Origin of the sequence: Thermomonas beijingensis (assembly GCF_020034655.1) — a bacterium.
GTDB classification, from domain to species: domain Bacteria; phylum Pseudomonadota; class Gammaproteobacteria; order Xanthomonadales; family Xanthomonadaceae; genus Thermomonas; species Thermomonas beijingensis.
The window spans coordinates 19,492-36,201 of sequence record NZ_JAIQDJ010000002.1; the positions used below are offsets into that span (position 1 = coordinate 19,492).

Genomic DNA, 16,710 nt, shown 5'->3' on the forward strand with positions numbered 1-16,710 from the left:
AGGTCAAGCAAGTGGCATGCCGTTTACGGTGTGGAATTTTGGCCATCATGGTGCAGAAATGCATCACGTACCTGTGCGCGCAGGTTGTCGTCGTCCCATGGTTTTGTCAGGAAGCGGAACACTGCGCCACGGTTGACGGATTCGGTGATGACATTCAAGTCGGTGTATCCGGAGAGCACCATGCGGATGGTATCCGGATACAGGATCTTGACTTTGTCGAGGAGCTCGGTTCCCGACAAGCCGGGCATGCGCTGATCCGAAATGATCACCTGGACTCGATGCATGGCAAGCATCTCCAATGCCTGTTCTCCACTGCCAGCCACCAGGATGTGGTATCCGTCGCGACGTAATAGGCGTGTCAATGCCTTGCCGATGCTGAGCTCGTCATCCACGATAAGCAGGCTGCGACCGTTGCTGGCAGCAGATTGTCGGCGATCCAGCCGCGGACGTTCCCGTAGCAATGTGGCGAACGTTTCTGAGTTCAAGGGGGCACTGAACAAATATCCTTGCATCTCGTCGCAGTGATTTTGGGCGAGGTAATTGAGTTGGGCAAAGGTCTCCACGCCTTCCGCCACTGAGGTCAAGCCCAGGCTCCTTGCGATTGCGATGACTGCCAGCGCGATGGTGGCGTCTTCAACGCTGCGGGTGATGTCGGTGATAAAGCTGCGATCAATTTTGACGCTGTGAATCGGAATTCGCTTGAGATAGGACAGCGACGAATAGCCGGTTCCGAAATCGTCCAGCGATAGCTTGATACCCAACTCGCGCAATTTTTCGAATGACTTTATTGCCCGGGTGACGTCCTGCATGGCCGCACTTTCGGTTAATTCAAGCCCAAGCCACTCGGGTTCGAGTCTGTTATCGTCCAGCGCTTCGCGTACGACGCGTATCAAATTGTCGCGGCTGAGCTGTGCGCCGGACACATTGGCAGCAACTGGGACTATCCGCAAACCAGCTGCTCGCCAAGCACTTTGCTGCTTGCAGGCCATGTGGATAACGCGTGCACCAAGCGGTGAGATCAGCCCTGATCGCTCCGCCAGCGCGATGAAGTCGGCAGGCGGCAACAAGCCGTGCTCTGGATGCTGCCAGCGAACCAGGGCTTCGGCGCCGACGATTTCGCCGCTGATGATATCGACCCTCGGCTGATAATAGAGCAGGAATTCATCTCTCTCGATAGCATCGCGTAGCTGCGATTCGGGAGATTTGCTGCGTGTCAGAAATGTATCATCCACCCGGGAATAGCGAACGATCTGATCACCCCAAATTTTTGCTGCCTTGAGTGCGCGAACCGCGTGATCCAACTCGACCGGATCATCATATGATCCGTCAGTATCGGGGTAGTCCGCGACACCTGTATGCACCAGTACCGGAATTTGATGGCCGTCCAATTCGAATGGCTTGCCAAAGGCATCGGATAAATGGTGGTCGAAACTAGCGGCATAGTCGGATTCCGCCGACAAATGAACGAGCGCGAAAGTATCGCCTCCAATTCTGCCGGCGATGAACGTTTCGCTGGACAGTGCTTGCAATCGTTCGCCAATGCAACGCAGCAGATGGTCGCCACCCTCCCGACCAAAACGTTCGTTGAATTGCGCGAAGTCATCAAGATCAATTGCACAGACGCACAGGTGTTGACCGCGCTCCCGTGCAACTTCAATGAATCTTGCAATTTGTTCGCGCACACCTTGTGCGTTGAACAGCCCGGTCAATGGGTCGTAATAAGTCAGATGCTGGAGTTGCTGCGAGGCGACGAGCTGATCAAGCGCAAACGACAGATCACTGGCCATCCATTCCAGCACATCCACCTCCTCGGCACCGAAGATATCCGGATCGGGTGACAACAACACCATCGCGTACAGCGTACGGCCCCCCAACCACAATGGGATTGCCGCTACCGAGCGAATGCGCGGTGCCGACCAGGGGCTATCAGTCGCCGTTGCAGTACGCAGATGGATCGGGTTGTTATCCAACACCGACTTGCCGGTACGCAATGCTTGCAGGATCAATTGATTGCAGGCGGTGATGGAAAAGCGGGCATCGGCTTCGGTCTGATTGTTGCCGACATCCCGCTGCTGTATGCAAAAGACATGGGAATTATTGCTGGCAGGGTCGAGTTCGACGATGGCCGCCAGTGTGAAATCGCCTTGGGCGACCGCGAGGCGGCAGGCATCGGTCAGCAGGTGGCTGCGATCGCTGTGGCGCAACATCGCAGAGTGGATGCCGCCGATCATGGTGCGCAGTCGCTCTAGGCGTGCGACTTTTTGTTGCTGGGCCTTGCGGGCGGAAATGTCCTCGAGCAGAACCATGATTTTGCCATCGACTTGGGTCGAATTGGCGCTGAAGGGAATGCTGTGGCCGTCGCGATGCAGCATGTCCCATTCCCCATGGTCTGGGTTTCCCGCAAGGATTTGGGTGATCACCGGCTCCACGCGGTGTCGATCTCTGGGGGCGACGGCGGTCGATACATACTTGCCGGTCAGGCCACCGGCGGGGTAGCCAAGTAGTTGATTCAACGTTAGGTTGCTATCGAGGAAAACCCCACTGGCATCCACTATCGCGATGCCGAGTGACGACGATTCGAACAGTCTGCGGTAGAGGTTTTCGGTTTGCTGGCGTGCGCTTTCTGCTTGGATGCGGTTGGAAATATCGATTCCGATGCCTACCAGGCAATCGACATGGTCGAACTGTGCCCGCCTGGCCGACAGCAAGTACGGATGTGGTGCGCCATGCTTGTCGATCAGGCTGGCTTCGACATGGTCGGACCCGTCAGCAAAACTGACTTCAATCATGGCCAGGACTCTGGCACGGTCATCGGCTGAAAAGAATTCCAGTGAATTCATGTTGCGCAGTTCATCGTCCGTATAGCCGGTTGCCACGCACATGTTTTGATTCCAGCGCAGGCAGCGGAGTTGGCGGTCGAACAGACAGACGATGCCAGGTGAGCTCTCGATCAGAGACTCAGTCAACTTGCGTTCTCGTTCCAGGACTAGGTTTGCAAGGCGTGTCTCCTCGGCCTGACGGAAGCTGGCAAGACCAATGCCGATGGCGCGCGCAACATCTTCAAAAACAGCGATTTCGGTGGCGCCGAAGTAACCCGCATGGCGCGCGTAGATGGCCAGGCTGCCGTATGTGCAGCCATCCTTTTCAATCGGGATCGCAGTACCCGCACGCAGGCGGGCTTTGCGCATTTGCTCCAGCCAAGGTCTCGCGGTGGGCTCGTTCAACAGGTCATTGCAGGTCTGGGTTTTTCCACTACGAAAGGCGAGTCCAGAGGGCCCGTTTCCTTCCGGACGATCATCGGCATAAACATGAATGCTATTTACATAGGCAACCTGCCGGCCGCTTGCTGCAACCGGGTTGAGGCGTTGGGTGGCGGGATCGATCAGCCCTATCCACGCAAGCGCTAGTGCGCCGTCTTGAGTCAGAATTCGACAGGCGTCATGCAATAGCTGCTCGCGGTTGGCCGCGCTCAGGACCAGCGCATTGATCTGACTCAGGGTGTTGAATAAACGAGACAGGCGCTGAGACTCACGCTCGCGCCGGATCAGTGGGGTAATGTCGTGGATGAATTTACTTGCGCCAACCACGTTGCCGCTGTGGTCGGTGATCGGTGCCGCGCTGATCAGTACGTGCAGCGAGCGGCGGGTCCGAGTCAGGCGAATCGACTCATAGGGTGCAATGGATTCTCCCTTGGCAACTGTCGAAAGTGTTTGATTCTCCTCGAACTGCCGCGATTTCGGAACGAGGCGATACACCGAGTCCCCCAGGATTTCATTCCGGGAGTACCCGAAAATGATCTCGGCACCTTCGTTCCAATGCGTGATCGTGCCGTTCAGCGTCATTCCCACGATAGCCGCTTTGGATACTTCGATGGATGCGAATAGCTTGGTTGCAGGCACACTGCCCGCATCGGACAGGACGGCCGGCTTACCGGTCGCTGATGGGGGGGGCGTGCAGTCGGTATTTGCGGCAATGCCGCGCGCCAGCACCGATAGCGAATCCATCACTTCTTTGCCAGGGGTGCCCTCAGCGCATAACAGGTTCAGGGCTCCGAGAATTTCGCCGGAAGGTGTGGCGATCGGTGCGCATATGAGGATTGCAGAAGGATAGTCGTCCGCTATGGACAGCTGGGCCAAAAAGTCGTGATCGTCAAAGCAATCGACGATATGCGCTTCGTCTTGGTCTGCAATGCCGGCAGCACCACGCTCGGCAAGCGCGAGCGCCTCAAATGGGTTCAGGCCGATCGCTGCGATGGGATGCACCCGGTCATCGCAATGCCAGGACATCACTGCAATGGGCGCGCGCGCCAACTGGGCCGCCATCATCAGATATTCCGCCGCTGTCGTCGCACACTGCAGACGCACGGGGCTGGGGCCGAAAGCCGCGGAGAGTTCGGTGGATGTCAACGACTTTCGCATCGTGTGACCTCGATTGTTCAAACCATATTTTTGCGCCGCACAAAACTGACCAAGCTGCTCCTGCCAATCAACAGAATAGACGAACCGGCATCAATCTGCATGGGGGGTTCCGGTTCCCGCGGCAGGCGAGTATTTTTTGTGATCGAGTGCGGATGAATTGCAGCAGATGTGCGTTAATCTGCATGCGCTTGCACAGGAGGCGGATGCGATGAAGCTGCATCAGCAGATAGGTGTTGATATGCCCGATCCGGTGGCTGTCACCGCGCCCGGGATGGATAGCGCCGCCGTTTCCGAGTACCTCACGCAATATATGAATGCTGCGCAGGATGCGTTGCTGTTGCTTGATGATGCTGGGTGTATTCAGTATTGCAATTTGCAGGCACGCCTGTTGGCACACTCCCTTAATCCCGATAAAAATCAGGATGAGTTGCTGCATCTCCGTGATTGGCAACCGGGCCTGCTGAGTGACTCGGCGATGCACACGTGCCGGGAGTCAGGCAGTTGGATTGGCGCGGTACGGATCGCCGGGGCGGTACTGCGGAATCGTATTGCACAGGTTCATCTGGTCGCGCTTGGGCCACAGCGAACCCAGCCATTTGCAATGTGTATTCGCGATATCACCCTGGAATATGCGCGGGAGCAGGAGCTGCATGAGCGCAATGCAGAACTGGAGATCGCCTATACCAAGCTCAAAAGCGCTCAGGAGATGGCCTTCCACACCGAGAAGTTAGCGTCAATCGGGCAGCTGGCGGCAGGGGTGGCGCATGAGATCAACAATCCGATCGCATATGTGAAATCCAACCTCAACATGCTTCGACTGCCGTTAGCTCAGTTGCTTAGGCAGGCGCGGATACCCGAGTGCGAGGATGATTTGCGACAAGCAGTCAGCGATGAGCTGAATGAAGATGCGATGAATGCGTGTGACGAGGCGCTGGCTATTGATGTTCGTGACCTGATCACGGAGTCCCTTGAAGGAGTGGATCGCGTTTGCAGAATAGTCAGTGACCTGAAGGATTTTTCGCATCAGGATCAGGCTGAGAACTGGACGATGGCGGATGTCCACGCCGGTCTTGATTCGACCCTGAACATCGTATGGAATGAAATCAAGTACAAGGCTCATGTGGTGAAGTCGTATGGCGACCTGCCTTTGATCGAGTGCATTCCGTCGCAATTGAATCAGGTGTTCATGAACCTGCTGGTGAATGCTTCGCAAGCGATCGATAACAACGGCATCATCACCATCACTAGCGAATGCAGTGGTGACCAAGTCAGAATTTCGATCGGGGACAATGGCAAGGGTATTCCTGCCGAGGCCTTGCCACGGATCTTCGATCCGTTCTTTACAACCAAGGACGTTGGGCATGGAACAGGCCTCGGGCTGGCCATATCTTACGGCGTCATCGCAAAGCATCACGGCGTCATCGAAGTAACTAGCGTGCCCGGGGAAGGTACTCTGTTCATGTTGAAGTTGCCGATTGCTCAACCGCGCTGATCGCGACAGGGAGAAACGAATGTATCGAGTACTGCTGCTGGATGACGAAGCCAATATTCTTCGCGCCTTGCGTCGCAACCTCGCATCGATTCCTTCGTCACGCCTGGGGGGGGAAGCGCTGATAATTGAAGTATTCACTGACCCCAACGCCGCGCTTGATCGCTGCGAGGATATGCAGTTCGATTTGTTGGTATCCGATTACCGGATGCCGGAAATGAGCGGTGTCGAGTTCCTGGCACGCTCCATTGCCAGTCATCCCAATACACCACGGGTCATCGTGTCGGGATTCGCTGATCGTGATGCCATTATCGCCGCGATCAACGAGGCACAATTGACGCGCTTTATCGAGAAACCCTGGGTTGATGCAGAGCTCCAGCGGATCGTGGTGGCTATCCTCACCTCTCAGGGGGGGCGCATTGCCGGAAAATTTGCTGCAGAAGCCAGTGCGCAACGGGAACGGGATCGACTGGAGCAGGAAAGCCCTGGAATCACCGAGGTGGACTGGAATCCGGATGGATCCATATCGATCGATCCGGATTGAATATCAAGTTCGGACTAGCCGCGCAACGCCTGTAGCACCGCAGCTTCATTCACATCCTTCACCACACTGGCCGTGCCCGGGCCGTTCCAGAGGATGAAGCGCAGGCCGCTGGCTTGTGCTTTCTTGTCCAGCCGCATGCGTGCAAGCAGGGCATCGGGTGCCAACCCAGTAGGCAGCTCTACCGGCAGGCCGAAGCGTTGCAGCAGGCTGCGTAGGGTGCTGGTATCGGCATCGCTGGCCATCCCCAGCAAGCCGGAAAGCTTGGCTGCCAACAGCATGCCTACCGCCACCGCTTCGCCGTGGTTGAAGCCGTGGGCATAGCCTTGCTCGGCCTCGATCGCATGGCCAAAGGTATGGCCGAAATTGAGCAGCGCACGCTCGCCGTGTTCGAACGGGTCGCGCTCGGTGATCGCTGCCTTGTGCGTGCAGCTACGTGCAATCGCGGCCGACAGGGCGGCATCGTCGGCGGCCAGCAAGGCATCGCAGTGCGCCTCCAGCCAGCGTAGGAATTCGGCATCCACAATCGCGCCGTATTTGATGACTTCGGCCAAGCCGGCGCGCAGCTCGCGGGGGGGCAGGCTGCGCAGGGTGGCGGTGTCGGCAATCACCGCGCGCGGCGGATGGAACGCACCCACCAAATTCTTGCCCTGCGGGATGTCCACCGCGGTCTTGCCACCGACCGAAGAATCCACCATGGCCAGCAAGGTGGTGGGCAGTTGTACCACGTCAATGCCGCGCATCCAGCACGCGGCGGCAAACCCGGCCATATCACCCATCACCCCGCCACCCAGCGCATAGATGCAGGCGTCGCGGGTGGCGCCCAGGGTGGCCAATGCATCGATCACGCCACCGAAATTGGCCAGCGTTTTTTCCGCTTCACCGGCATCGATGACATGACGCGCGATACGCAAGTCGGGTTGTGCGGCACGCAGCGCGGCCTCCACGCGCTTGGCATACAGCGGTGCCACATTGGCATCACTGACGATCAGCGCGTGGCGGCCACGCAGGGTGGCGGTGAGCAGCACGCCGTCATCCAGCAGGCCTGCGCCAATGTGGATGCGATACGGCGCGTTGCCACCGACAGCGACGATTTGCGGTGCAGTGCTCATGCGTGAGGATCCTTGAGGGCGTGCAGCCGCAGCACCAATGCCGCGGCCAGTTGTTCGGGCGTCTGCACGCTGGTGTCAATCACGAGATTGGCGATTTGCCGATACAGCGGTTCGCGCTGGCTTTGCAATTCGGCCAACCGCTGCGCGGGGGCGTCGCTGTCCAGCAGCGGACGATTACGGTCCCCTTCGATGCGCCGCAGTTGTTCTTGCGTCGATACATGCAAATACACCACGCAACCGACGGCCTGCATTGCGTCGCGGTTGGCTTGGCGCAGCACCGCGCCACCGCCGGTGGCAACCACCGCGGGCTGGTGGGCGAGTGCGTCGGCCAGTGCTTGCGCTTCGCGGTCGCGAAACCCGGCTTCGCCTTCGGTTGCGAAAATATCCGGAATCGACATGCCCGCCATCGCCACGATGCAGGCATCCACATCCACGAAGCCAAGCCCCAATCGCGCCGCCAATGCCGCACCCAGCGTGCTTTTGCCGCTGCCCATCGGGCCGACCAGGATGATGTGCTGTTTTTGCATCGCAACATGCTAACAGCAGGGTGCACCAAGGATGCGGACAGGGCACAATATCACCATGAGCACACTTCCTGACGATATCCTCGCGACCTTCAACACTCTGTTTGCCGAGGCCTTGGCCGCCGGCGAGCCTGACCGCACGGCGATGACCGTGGCCAGCGTAGATGCGCAGGGCCGGCCGTCGGCGCGGATTGTGTTGCTGAAAACATGGGATGCGCGTGGTTTCGTGTTCTACACCCATCTGGATGGGCGCAAGGGGCGTGAGCTGCAAGCCAATCCGCAGGCGGCGTTGTTGTTTCATTGGCCGCGGGTGCGCAATGGCGTGCAGGTGCGCATCGAGGGCGGGGTTGAAATCGTGTCTGCAGCCGAGGCGGATGCCTATTTCGCCAGCCGCCCGCGCGGTAGCCAGTTGGGCGCGTGGGCATCGCAGCAGTCGGAAACCTTGGATGCGCGTGAGACCTTCGATGCGCAGTTGGATAAATTCGACGCCGAGTTTGCTGGCCGCGACGTGCCGCGCCCGCCGCGCTGGAGTGGATTCCGGATCAGGCCACGGGTGGTGGAGTTCTGGTACGGCGCGCAATACCGCCTGCACGAGCGGCACCTGCACGAATGCGCCGCCGATGGCAGTTGGTCGCAGCGAATGTTGTATCCGTGAGCTGGCGATCAGCGGTGCAGCTCATCCGGGTCCAGTAGTTGCGCTGAGCGTTGGCGTCGAGCCTCAGCGCTGAAGATCCACCGTGGTGGTCACTTCGCTGCGCTCCGTGCCGCGTTTGGCCACCAACTGGAATTGTACGCTGGCGGGCGCATTGGCCTGCACCACGCCGATGTAGTCGGTCATGCCTGCGGTTTGAATGGCGCGCAGGGACAACGGCTTGGGCGGATCTGGCAACACGCTGGTCGTGGCACTGAGCTGCAAGTCGGCAGGGCTTAGTGAATTGCCGGCGGCATCGCGCACGGTCACCAACCACAGAACCCCTTCCTTGGTGGTGTCGATGCCGTAGTGCTTGGCGGTGGCTGCATTGATTGACGATAACGGCACGGTTTGGGTTTGCAGCACGGCATCACCAACCTTGGCCTGATGGATGGCGGCGCTAAGGTTCAGCGGTTTGGCAGGGGTGGGGGCAGCACCTTGGCTGCACGCGTCCAACGCGCCGACCAAAACGACAACAAAAGCGCTAGCCAAATAACGATAAAAGGTGGCCATGCGCATATTCAGATCCTTAATCATTGGCCGCAGATAGTTCCTGGCCGCGGCGGCGGGCGGCGTGGATGGCGGCCTTGACAAGGCCACGGAAGCCGCCGGCTTCCAACATTTCGATTGCCGCCTGGGTGGTGCCATTGGGCGAAGTCACGCGGCGGCGTAACTCGGCGGCATCCACATCGGATTCCGTCAGCATCCGCGCTGCGCCCAACACGGTTTGCAGCGCAAGGCGGCGCGCCGCATCGGCAGCGAGCCCTTCGGTGATGCCAGCATCGACCATCGCTTCAGTCAGCAAAAACACATACGCCGGGCCGCTACCCGACACCGCGGTCACCGCATCCATCTGGGCCTCGTCGGCAAGCCACACGGTCTTGCCGGCGGCCGACAGCAGGCGATCGGCGAAGTCGCGGCCGGCTGTATCCACGCGTGCGCTGGCGTACAGGCCGGTGACCCCGGCGCCGAGCAGCGCAGGGGTGTTGGGCATTGTGCGCACCACTTTGATGCCTCCACCCAGCCAACGCTCAATTTGCGCGGCCGTGATCCCGGCGGCGATTGAAACCACCAGCGGCGCACTGGTTTGTGCGTGGCTTGCCAGTGCCCCGCACACTTGGCGCAGTACCTGCGGTTTGGTGGCTAGCACCCAGGTATCGGCACCCGCGACCGCCTGTGCGCCATCGTCGAACACCGCCACGCCAAAGTCGGCGCGCAGTGCATCGCGTAGCGCAGGCACGGGTTCAGCAACGTGGATCGATGCGGGTGCGTGGCCCTGTGCCAGCAGGCCGCCAATCAGGCTGCGCGCCATATTGCCGCCGCCGATAAAAGCGATTGGGTGGTCATTCATGCTGCGGGCTCCGTCTTGGGTTGGCGTGCGCCAAATAGCGCGCTGCCGATGCGCACCATGGTCGCACCTTCTTCAATGGCGGCCACAAAATCCTCGCTCATTCCCATCGACAGGGTATCGATGCCGGGGTGTCGCATGTGTACGGCGGTGAACAATGCAGTCATCGCCCGAAACGCTGATCGACGGCGCTGCATATCAGGCGCAGGGGCGGGAATGGCCATCAAGCCACGCAGGTGCAGGCGCGGCTCATGGGTGATGGCAACCGCGAGCGCGGCGACTTCATCGGGATGGCAGCCGCTCTTGCTGGCTTCATCATCGATATTGACCTGGATCAGCACATTCAGTGGTGACAACGAATCTGGGCGATGCTTTGCCAGTGCAGTGACCAGCTTGAGTCGATCCAGTGTTTGCACCCAGTCGAACGCAACAGCTGCCTGCTCCGCTTTGTTGGATTGCAGGTGGCCGATGAGATGCCATTCCAGCCCGAGTCCGCGCAGTGCCTCGATTTTAGGCAGGGCTTCCTGTACGTAATTTTCGCCAAACGCCTGCTGGCCACAAGCCGCCATGGCGGCAATCGCTGCAGCTGATCGGGTCTTGGAGACCGCCAGCAGGCGAGCGTTTGGCCTGCCGCAGCGTTGACTTGCGTTGTCGATCAAGGACACGGCCGAATGCAGGGCTGTGCATGCGTTGGTTTCGGAATTTGGCACGGTGGTAGTTGTACGCGGGCAGGGGTGACGCTCATACTGCCTGCGGGGCGCGGGCGGTGCCAGCGGTTTAGCGAAGGCACGAGTCGTTACACAAGGGACTGCACGCCGGCTGACAATTCACATTCGGGTTGGGGAGTACGCATGGATATCGCTGAACTTCTGGCATTTTCGGTCAAGAACAAAGCATCGGACTTGCATCTGTCGGCAGGTTTGCCGCCGATGATTCGTGTGGATGGCGACGTGCGCCGCATCAATATCCCCGCTCTGGATCACAAGCAGGTGCATGCGCTGGTGTACGACATCATGTCGGACAAGCAGCGGCGCGACTTCGAAGAATTCTTGGAAGTGGACTTCAGCTTTGAAATTCCGAGTCTGGCGCGCTTTCGTGTCAATGCATTCAATCAGAACCGTGGCGCCGGTGCGGTGTTCCGCACCATTCCGTCGGAAGTGCTGACGCTGGAAGACTTGGGTTGCCCGCGCATCTTCAAGGAACTCATCGAGCAGCCGGTGGGGCTGATTCTGGTGACCGGGCCGACAGGGTCCGGCAAATCCACCACGCTGGCAGCGATGGTGGATCACATCAACAAAACCGAATACGGCCACATCCTGTCGGTGGAAGATCCCATCGAATTCGTCCACACCTCGCAGAAGTGCTTGATCAACCAGCGCGAAGTGCACCGCGACACCCACGGCTTCAATGAAGCCTTGCGCTCGGCCCTGCGCGAAGACCCCGACTATATTCTGGTCGGCGAATTGCGTGACTTGGAAACCATCCGCTTGGCACTGACCGCCGCCGAAACCGGGCATTTGGTATTCGCCACCTTGCATACCAGTTCGGCGGCCAAGACCATCGATCGCATCATCGACGTGTTCCCCGCCGGCGAAAAGCCGATGGTGCGTTCGATGCTGTCCGAATCATTGCGTGCGGTGATTTCGCAGGCGCTGCTGAAGAAAGTCGGCGGCGGCCGTACTGCCGCGCACGAAATCATGGTGGGCACCCCCGCCATCCGCAACCTGATCCGTGAGGACAAGGTGGCGCAGATGTATTCGTCGATTCAGACTGGCCAAAACGTGGGCATGCAGACGCTGGATCAAAACCTGCAAGAGCTGGTCAAGCGCGGCATGGTCAGCCGCCAGCAGGCACGTGAATACGCCAAAGACAAGCGCTTGTTCGAGTAAGCACCGGGCCGCAGGAGAGCGCCATGAGCAGCATTGATTTCACCTCGTTCCTTAAACTGATGGCGCACCAAAAGGCGTCGGATCTGTTCATTACGGCCGGTATGCCGGCGTCGATGAAGGTCAACGGCCGCATCAGCCCGATCACCCAGAGCCCGCTCACGCCGCAGCAGTCGCGTGATCTGGTATTGAACGTGATGACGCCGCTGCAGCGTGAGGAATTTGAAAAAACCCACGAGTGCAATTTCGCGATCGGCGTGGCCGGGGTCGGGCGCTTCCGTGTCAGTTGTTTCTATCAGCGCAACCAGGTGGGCATGGTGCTGCGTCGTATCGAAACCCGCATCCCCACCGTGGAAGAACTCAGTCTGCCCCCCATCATCAAGACCTTGGCAATGACCAAGCGCGGCTTGATTATCTTCGTGGGCGCCACGGGTACCGGTAAATCCACCTCGCTGGCGGCGATGATTGGCTATCGCAACGCCAATTCCACCGGGCATATCATCACGATTGAAGACCCGATTGAGTTCGTGCACAAACACGATGGCTGCATCATTACCCAGCGCGAAGTCGGCATTGATACCGACAGCTGGGAAAACGCGCTGAAGAACACGCTGCGGCAAGCGCCTGACGTGATCATGATCGGCGAGGTGCGCTCCCGCGAAGGCATGGATCACGCCATTGCGTTTGCCGAAACCGGCCACTTGGTGTTGTGCACGCTGCACGCCAACAATGCCAACCAGGCCATGGATCGCATCATCAATTTCTTCCCCGAGGAGCGCCGCAGCCAGTTGCTGATGGACTTGTCGCTGAACCTCAAGGGTGTGGTCGCGCAGCAATTGATCCCCACCCCGGATGGCAAAGCGCGGCGGGTGGCGATGGAGATCCTGCTGGGCACCCCGCTGGTGCAGGACTACATCCGCGACGGCGAGATCCATAAGCTGAAGGAAGTGATGAGGGAATCCGTGCAAATGGGCATGAAGACCTTCGATCAAAGCCTGTTTGAGCTGTATCAAGCGGGTGAAATCAGCTACGAGGACGCGCTGCGCTTCGCTGACTCCAGCAACGAAGTGCGCCTGCGGATCAAGCTGGCACAAGGTGGCGATGCGCGCACCTTGGCGCAGGGCCTGGATGGGGTGGAGGTGGCCGAAGCGCGCTGAGCCCTTCGGCCGTCGCCCACGGCGCGCTAAAATATGCGCTATGGACGAGTCACGGCAAAACTTTGGCAATCACCTGTTGATCGCGCTACCCGCGTTGCGAGACTCGCAGTTCGAGCGCAGCGTCACCTTGATCTGCCAGCACGATGCTGACGGCGCGATGGGGGTGATCGTCAATCGGCCCTCCGATTACACCGTTGGCGAAGTGCTGCAACAGATGGGTGTGGCCAGCGACAACGACGCATTGAAGGCGCAGGTGGTGCTGGCGGGTGGGCCAGTACATCCCGAGCGCGGTTTTGTGCTGCATGAAGGCGATCGCACTTGGGATTCCAGTTTGGAAGTGGGTAATGGTTTGTATCTGACCACCTCGCGCGATGTGCTGGAAGCGATGGCGCGCGGCGAAGGTCCCGCCCAAGCACTGGTGGCATTGGGATGCGCCGGCTGGGGCGCAGGTCAATTGGAACAAGAGCTGGTGGATGACAGTTGGCTGTTGGTACCCAACCGCCGTGACGTGCTGTTTCAGCTGCCGATGGCATTGCGTTGGCAATCCGCTGCCGGCAGCATTGGCGTGGACTTGCTCAACCACGCCAGCCACAGCGGCCACGCATGAGCGAGCCGAGCGCGGCCAGTTTCACCTTGCGTGCCGATGGCACGGTATTGGGGTTCGATGTCGGCGCACGTCGAATCGGGGTAGCTGTTGGCAATGCGTTAACCGGCAATGCCACTGCGATTGCGGTCATCGATGTGCATGCAGGCGGCCCGGACTGGGTGCTTTTCGACAAACTCCTGCGTGAATGGCGACCCGACGGCTTGATCGTGGGTGACCCGATGACCTTGGATGGCGGTGATCAACCGATCCGCAAAGTTGCCAAGGCATTTGCCCAGCAAATCCACGCCCGCAGCGGCCTGCCCGTGGCGATGATCGACGAACGCAACAGCTCACAAGAAGCCGCTCGCCGTTTTGCCGCCGCCCGCGCCGCCGGTACCCGCAAACGTCGCGATGCGGATGTGCTGGATGCCGTAGCGGCTGCAGTGATTGTCGAGCGCTGGTTGTCTGCAGGTACCCAAGACCGACTGTCGCCTCCACGCGATTGAACTGCGGCAGGAGGTCGTGCACTGGGAGGGCGAGGCCGCAGGCAGGATCATTTTGTGGGTGCCTGGAATAAAATACGAATTCGCCCCCTTTTCTGACGCTGCCCATGAGTCTGCATCTCGACGCCAACGGTCAATTTCGCCACTTGCTCGATCTGGAACATCTGCCGGTGGATGGGTTGGATCGCTTGTTGCGCCGCGCCCAAGCTTTTGCCGACGGTGCGCAGGCCGCACAGGCGCTGGCTGGGGTGGCGGTGTGCACGTTGTTCTTCGAGCCGTCCACCCGCACCCGCTTGAGCTTTCAATTGGCGGCGCAGCGGTTGGGGGCGCAGATCCTCAATTTCGATGCTTCCACATCATCGGCGACCAAGGGCGAGACCGATATGGACACCTTACGCACCATCCAGGCGATGGGTGTGCGCGGGTTTGTGGTACGGCATAAACAGGATGGTGCGGTGGCGGCGCTGGCGGCGGTAGCCAATCCTGGCGTGGCGGTGGTCAATGCCGGCGATGGCCGCAGCCATCATCCCACCCAAGGCCTGCTGGACATGTTGACGCTGCGGCAAGCGCACGGTGACGATTTTTCCACGCTCAAAGTGGTGATGGTGGGCGATGTGAAGCATTCGCGGGTGGCGCGGAGTGACCTGCATGCGTTGCGTGCGCTGGGTTGTGGCGAAATCCGGGTGTGCGGGCCGGCGGCGTTGTTGCCGGATGACGACACCTTGCATGGCTGCGTCGTCACCGATGATTTTGATGCCGCGCTGGACGGTGTGGACGCCATGATGATGCTGCGCTTGCAACGCGAACGCATGACCGAAGGGCTGGTGGATTCGATCGAGGATTACCACCGCGACTATGGGCTGACCAGTCTGCGCGTGCGGCGTGCGGCGGTGAACGCCATCGTGATGCATCCGGGGCCGATGAATCGCGGGGTGGAAATCAGTGACGAGGTAGCCGACGGTGCGCAGTCGCGCATTTTGCAGCAAGTGGCCAACGGCGTGGCGGTGCGCATGGCGGTGCTGGAGTCGCTGCTCAGCGCACCAGAATAAGCGTCGCCAGGCCGAGGAAGGACAAGAATCCCATCACATCGGTGACGGTGGTCAGGATCACCCCGCCGGCCAGGGCCGGATCGAAGCCAAAGCGTTTGACCGTCACGGGCACAAACACACCGGCCAGCGCAGCGGAGGTGAAATTGACGGTCAGTGCCAAGGCAATGACCAGCGACAGTTTGGCATCGTGGAACCACGCCAGCACGATCAGCGCCAGCAACAGGCCAATGCCGATGCCGTTGATGATGGCGATGCGCACTTCCTTCCACACCAGCACGCCGATATTGGTGCCACCAATCTGGCCCAACGCCAGCCCGCGTACCATGAGTGCGAGGACTTGCGTGCCTGCATTGCCGCCCATGCCGGCCACAATCGGCATCAGCACCGCCAGCGCAACCAGATGCGCGATCGTGTCCTGGAATTGGTTGACCACCGATGAGGCAAGGAAGGCGGTGGCTAGGTTGATCGTGAGCCACAACATGCGGCGGCGAAATGCGCGCCGTACCGGTGAGAACAGGTCCTCGTCCTCGTCCAGGCCGGCGGCCGACATCACCTGGTGCTCGGCCTGCTCGCGGATGATGTCGACCACGTCATCGATGGTGATGCGGCCCAGCAGGATGTTGCTGTCATCCACCACTGGCGCACTGATCCAGTCGTGGTCGGAAAATTGCCGGGCGACTTCCGCCGAGGTTTCGTTGACGTCAATCGCAGGTTGTTCGTCATCCAGCAGTTGGTTGATCGGGGTGCCGGCCTCGTGGGTCAGCAAGGCTTGCAGTGCGATCCGCCCCAGATACTGGTGACGCTTGCTGACCACATACAGATGGTCGGTGTGGTCGGGCAGTTCACCGCGCAGGCGCAGGTAGCGCAGCACGACGTCGATGGTGGTGTCGGCGCGGACGGTGACTATATCCGGGTTCATCAAGCGGCCGGCACTGTCTTCGGCGTAGGACAGCACCTGTTCGAGGCGCTCGCGGTTTTCGCGGTCCATCGACTTCAACACTTCGTCGATCACCGTGTCTGGCAGGTCTTCCACCAGATCGGCCAAGTCGTCGATGTCGAGGTCCGAGGCCGCAGCCACCAGCTCGTCCTGATCCATGTCGGCAATCAGGCTTTCGCGCACTTCCTCGCCAACATGCACCAGCACTTCGCCGTCATCCTCGGCGTCCACCAGCCCCCACACCACGCTGCGCTTGCCCGGCGGCAGCGATTCCAGCAGGTTGCCGATCTCGGCCGGCGACAGCGTGTTGACCATGCGCCGCACCGGCCCCAGCCGACCGCTGTCCAGCGCATCGGACAGCAGGCGCAGCTGGCGCGCAGTCTTGTCGTGGCGAATGGGCTCGGCCATGCGTGGTTCCGGCGGATAAGAGGGACGCCGCGATGCAGGGCACGCAGGCGAGGGGTCAGGC

At 60.0% G+C, this 16,710-nt stretch carries 15 protein-coding genes; 8 read left to right on the forward strand and 7 right to left on the reverse strand.

Annotated features, from left to right (window positions below):
• Positions 1-23: 23 nt before the first annotated feature.
• Positions 24-4,406, reverse strand: coding sequence for an EAL domain-containing protein (locus K7B09_RS05865; RefSeq protein ID WP_223627808.1), 4,383 nt, complete (start codon positions 4,404-4,406; stop codon positions 24-26).
• A gap of 220 nt (positions 4,407-4,626) precedes the next feature.
• Between K7B09_RS05865 and K7B09_RS05870 the strand changes: the two genes are divergently transcribed.
• Together K7B09_RS05870 and K7B09_RS05875 are read left to right on the forward strand one after the other, a co-directional pair.
• The gene (locus K7B09_RS05870) at positions 4,627-5,910 is read left to right on the forward strand and encodes an ATP-binding protein (RefSeq protein ID WP_223627810.1); all 1,284 of its coding nucleotides are present in this window, start codon (positions 4,627-4,629) and stop codon (positions 5,908-5,910) included.
• A gap of 19 nt (positions 5,911-5,929) precedes the next feature.
• The gene (locus tag K7B09_RS05875; RefSeq protein ID WP_223627812.1) at positions 5,930-6,451 is read left to right on the forward strand and encodes a response regulator; all 522 of its coding nucleotides are present in this window, start codon (positions 5,930-5,932) and stop codon (positions 6,449-6,451) included.
• A gap of 14 nt (positions 6,452-6,465) precedes the next feature.
• Here K7B09_RS05875 and aroB read toward each other — a convergent pair whose 3' ends face one another.
• The gene (gene aroB / locus K7B09_RS05880) at positions 6,466-7,560 is read right to left on the reverse strand and encodes a 3-dehydroquinate synthase (protein ID WP_223627814.1); all 1,095 of its coding nucleotides are present in this window, start codon (positions 7,558-7,560) and stop codon (positions 6,466-6,468) included.
• Positions 7,557-8,087, reverse strand: a complete 531-nt coding sequence (locus tag K7B09_RS05885; protein WP_223627816.1) for a shikimate kinase — start codon at positions 8,085-8,087, stop codon at positions 7,557-7,559. The genes aroB and K7B09_RS05885 overlap by 4 nt, the downstream gene beginning before the upstream one ends.
• A 55-nt stretch (positions 8,088-8,142) precedes the next feature.
• Here K7B09_RS05885 and pdxH point away from each other — a divergent pair, with 55 nt between their 5' ends.
• Positions 8,143-8,739, forward strand: a complete 597-nt coding sequence (gene pdxH / locus K7B09_RS05890) for a pyridoxamine 5'-phosphate oxidase (protein WP_223627818.1) — start codon at positions 8,143-8,145, stop codon at positions 8,737-8,739.
• 63 nt (positions 8,740-8,802) lie between these two features.
• Here the strand turns inward: pdxH and K7B09_RS05895 are convergent, their stop codons facing one another.
• Genes K7B09_RS05895 through K7B09_RS05905 form a run of 3 tightly spaced genes read right to left on the reverse strand, consistent with a single transcriptional unit; the run spans position 8,803 to position 10,779 of the window.
• Positions 8,803-9,288: a DUF4426 domain-containing protein gene (locus K7B09_RS05895; protein WP_223627820.1), complete on the reverse strand. Its 486-nt coding sequence runs from the start codon at positions 9,286-9,288 to the stop codon at positions 8,803-8,805.
• 16 nt (positions 9,289-9,304) lie between these two features.
• A complete protein-coding gene (proC, locus tag K7B09_RS05900) occupies positions 9,305-10,126 on the reverse strand; it encodes a pyrroline-5-carboxylate reductase (RefSeq protein ID WP_223627822.1) in 822 nt (273 codons plus the stop codon).
• A complete protein-coding gene (locus K7B09_RS05905) occupies positions 10,123-10,779 on the reverse strand; it encodes a YggS family pyridoxal phosphate-dependent enzyme (protein WP_223628696.1) in 657 nt (218 codons plus the stop codon). The genes proC and K7B09_RS05905 overlap by 4 nt, the downstream gene beginning before the upstream one ends.
• A 195-nt stretch (positions 10,780-10,974) precedes the next feature.
• Between K7B09_RS05905 and K7B09_RS05910 the strand changes: the two genes are divergently transcribed.
• The 5 genes from K7B09_RS05910 to K7B09_RS05930 all read left to right on the forward strand — a co-directional run bounded on the left by K7B09_RS05910 (position 10,975) and on the right by K7B09_RS05930 (position 15,304).
• Positions 10,975-12,012, forward strand: coding sequence for a type IV pilus twitching motility protein PilT (locus tag K7B09_RS05910; RefSeq protein WP_223627824.1), 1,038 nt, complete (start codon positions 10,975-10,977; stop codon positions 12,010-12,012).
• Positions 12,013-12,035: 23 nt separating this feature from the next.
• The gene (locus tag K7B09_RS05915) at positions 12,036-13,166 is read left to right on the forward strand and encodes a PilT/PilU family type 4a pilus ATPase (protein ID WP_223627826.1); all 1,131 of its coding nucleotides are present in this window, start codon (positions 12,036-12,038) and stop codon (positions 13,164-13,166) included.
• Between the two features lie 40 nt (positions 13,167-13,206).
• Complete coding sequence (locus K7B09_RS05920; protein ID WP_223627829.1) at positions 13,207-13,773, forward strand: YqgE/AlgH family protein; 567 nt, start codon at positions 13,207-13,209, stop codon at positions 13,771-13,773.
• Positions 13,770-14,258, forward strand: a complete 489-nt coding sequence (gene ruvX / locus K7B09_RS05925; RefSeq protein ID WP_223627830.1) for a Holliday junction resolvase RuvX — start codon at positions 13,770-13,772, stop codon at positions 14,256-14,258. Before K7B09_RS05920 ends, ruvX begins: the two co-directional genes overlap by 4 nt.
• Before the next feature lie 104 nt (positions 14,259-14,362).
• Positions 14,363-15,304 (forward strand): aspartate carbamoyltransferase catalytic subunit, encoded by a 942-nt coding sequence (locus tag K7B09_RS05930; protein ID WP_223627832.1) that lies wholly within the window; start codon positions 14,363-14,365, stop codon positions 15,302-15,304.
• On the opposite strand, the gene mgtE is transcribed toward K7B09_RS05930, so the two are convergent.
• Entirely contained in the window at positions 15,288-16,649 is a 1,362-nt protein-coding gene (gene mgtE / locus K7B09_RS05935) for a magnesium transporter (protein WP_223627834.1), read from the reverse strand. The two genes, K7B09_RS05930 and mgtE, sit on opposite strands and share 17 nt — an antisense overlap.
• Positions 16,650-16,710 lie beyond the last annotated feature (61 nt).

Coding starts and splice junctions, on each gene's coding strand:
- K7B09_RS05870 (WP_223627810.1), top strand. CDS start 4,627: ATGAAGCTGCATCAGCAGATAGGTGTTGATATGCCCGATCCGGTGGCT.
- K7B09_RS05875 (WP_223627812.1), top strand. CDS start 5,930: ATGTATCGAGTACTGCTGCTGGATGACGAAGCCAATATTCTTCGCGCC.
- aroB (WP_223627814.1), bottom strand. CDS start 7,560: ATGAGCACTGCACCGCAAATCGTCGCTGTCGGTGGCAACGCGCCGTAT.
- K7B09_RS05885 (WP_223627816.1), bottom strand. CDS start 8,087: ATGCAAAAACAGCACATCATCCTGGTCGGCCCGATGGGCAGCGGCAAA.
- pdxH (WP_223627818.1), top strand. CDS start 8,143: ATGAGCACACTTCCTGACGATATCCTCGCGACCTTCAACACTCTGTTT.
- K7B09_RS05895 (WP_223627820.1), bottom strand. CDS start 9,288: ATGGCCACCTTTTATCGTTATTTGGCTAGCGCTTTTGTTGTCGTTTTG.
- proC (WP_223627822.1), bottom strand. CDS start 10,126: ATGAATGACCACCCAATCGCTTTTATCGGCGGCGGCAATATGGCGCGC.
- K7B09_RS05910 (WP_223627824.1), top strand. CDS start 10,975: ATGGATATCGCTGAACTTCTGGCATTTTCGGTCAAGAACAAAGCATCG.
- K7B09_RS05915 (WP_223627826.1), top strand. CDS start 12,036: ATGAGCAGCATTGATTTCACCTCGTTCCTTAAACTGATGGCGCACCAA.
- K7B09_RS05920 (WP_223627829.1), top strand. CDS start 13,207: ATGGACGAGTCACGGCAAAACTTTGGCAATCACCTGTTGATCGCGCTA.
- ruvX (WP_223627830.1), top strand. CDS start 13,770: ATGAGCGAGCCGAGCGCGGCCAGTTTCACCTTGCGTGCCGATGGCACG.
- K7B09_RS05930 (WP_223627832.1), top strand. CDS start 14,363: ATGAGTCTGCATCTCGACGCCAACGGTCAATTTCGCCACTTGCTCGAT.
- mgtE (WP_223627834.1), bottom strand. CDS start 16,649: ATGGCCGAGCCCATTCGCCACGACAAGACTGCGCGCCAGCTGCGCCTG.